This window comes from Streptomyces sp. SID10853 (genome assembly GCF_010548145.1).
In the GTDB taxonomy this organism is placed as follows: domain Bacteria; phylum Actinomycetota; class Actinomycetes; order Streptomycetales; family Streptomycetaceae; genus Streptomyces.
On the sequence record NZ_JAAGLN010000483.1, the window covers coordinates 1 to 1,260 of the forward strand.

A 1,260-nucleotide genomic window follows, 5' to 3' on the forward strand; every position below is an offset into this window, starting at 1 on the left:
GCGCACGCGCTCGGCGCCGCCCTCGGTGTGGCGATCGTCGCCGGGAACGGGCGGCCCGGACTCGCGGCGCACGCGGCAGCGGTGGTCGCCGCCGCCGCGTACGGTGACAAGGTGAGCCGCGCGGCAGCCTGTTGAGCCGCAGCTCACCCATGCGGGTGACAGCTCCGGCGCGTTGACGCGACCGCACAGGGGCTCGGCCCCCCGGAGAGTGCCGCAACCCGTGCGCGGGCTGGCATCCTGGGGCGCACACATCCGTCCGACGCCGACTCAGGAGCTCCGGTCAGTGAGCAGCACCCAGGTCCCGCCGTACGGCCGTTCACCTCTCTGCGCCGTGCAGGTGCTGGGCGGCGGCAGCGCCGGCAGCAGCGCACATGTCCGGTCGATCACCGGCGGCCTGGTCGAGAGGGGCGTGCACGTCACCGTGTGCGCCCCCGCCGAACTCGAGCGGACGTACGGCTTCGGGGAGGCGGGCGCGCACTTCGTGCCCGTACCCCGGCGCAGTGATCCGGCGTCCGTCGCCGCGCTGCGCGCCGCCTGTCTGCGGGCCGACATCGTCCACGCGCACGGCCTGAACGCCGCCGTACGGACATCGCTCGCGCTCAGCGGCCTGCGGCGGCCGCTCGTGGTCACCTGGCACACCCGTCCGCACGCCGAAGGCGCACGGAGCCGTCTGCTGCGGCTGCTGGAGCGAAGGGCGGTCAGAGCGGCGGCAGTTGTCTTCGGTACGTCCTCCGAGCTGGTCGACAGGGCGCGCAGCCGGGGGGCGCGCGACGCACGGCTCGCGCCGGTCGCTGTCCCCGCACCCCGGATCGCCGAGAAAGGCCCCGAGAGCAAGGCGCGGGCGGAACTGGGCGCGGTCGACCGGCCGTTGGTGATGACCGTGGGCAGCCTGGTCGCACACCGCGGTTACGGGACGCTGCTGGACGCGGCCCGGCTCTGGCAGCACCTGGACCCGGTGCCGCTGCTGGTGATCGCGGGCGAGGGCGCGGAGCGTGCCGCGCTGCAGAGCCGGATCACGGCCGACGCGCTCGCGGTCCGCCTCATCGGCAGCCGTGAGGATGTGACGGAGCTGCTCGCCGCCGCCGATGTCGCCGTGCTGTCCAGCCGCTGGGAGGCGCGGTCCCTGCTGGCGCAGGAGGCGCTGCGGCTGGGGGTGCCGCTGGTCGCCACGGCGGTCGGCGGGGTGCCCGAGCTGGTGGGCGACGCGGCCGAACTCGTCCCGTACGGCGATCCGCGCGCGCTGGCCGCACGGGTGACCGG

The 1,260-nt window shown here is 75.6% G+C and carries 1 protein-coding gene; it reads left to right on the top strand.

Annotated elements, in window-relative coordinates; genetic code table 11:
* Positions 1 to 283: 283 nt before the first annotated feature.
* The coding region (locus G3I19_RS36500) for a glycosyltransferase family 4 protein (RefSeq protein ID WP_343235315.1) at positions 284 to 1,260 on the top strand (977 nt) is incomplete at its 3' end.